Annotated in this window: 1 protein-coding gene; it reads left to right on the top strand. The window is 73.3% G+C overall.

Going from position 1 to position 367, the window contains the following annotated elements:
- A partial coding sequence (locus tag CCN29_RS36735) for an ABC transporter permease subunit (protein WP_442538693.1) occupies positions 1-367 on the top strand: 367 nt, incomplete at both ends.

The raw sequence follows: 367 nt of genomic DNA, 5'->3' as shown, positions 1-367 counted from the left end.
GCTGCTCGGGCTCGCGGCCGGGCTGTCCGACCGTATGCACCGCGTGCTGCGGCCGGTCCTCGACACCATGCAGGTCCTGCCGGCCTTCGCCTACCTGCTGCCGGTCGTGCTGGTGTTCGGCATCGGCGTCCCCGCGGCCGTGCTCGCCACGGTCGTCTACGCCGCCCCGCCGATGGCCCGGCTCACCGCGCTGGGGCTGCGCGGCGCGGACAAGGAGGTGCTGGAGGCCGTCGAGTCGCTCGGGACGACCGCGCGCCAGCGCCTGCTGACCGCCCGTATCCCGCTGGCCCGCAAGGAGCTCCTGCTCGGCCTCAACCAGACGATCATGATGGCGCTGTCCATGGCCGTCATCGCCTCGGTGATCGGC

Origin of the sequence: Streptomyces pseudogriseolus (genome assembly GCA_002154585.1) — a bacterium.
Classification (GTDB): domain Bacteria; phylum Actinomycetota; class Actinomycetes; order Streptomycetales; family Streptomycetaceae; genus Streptomyces; species Streptomyces pseudogriseolus.
Note: the sequence above shows the minus strand (reverse complement) of the source record. Positions and strands in the feature narration are given on the sequence as shown.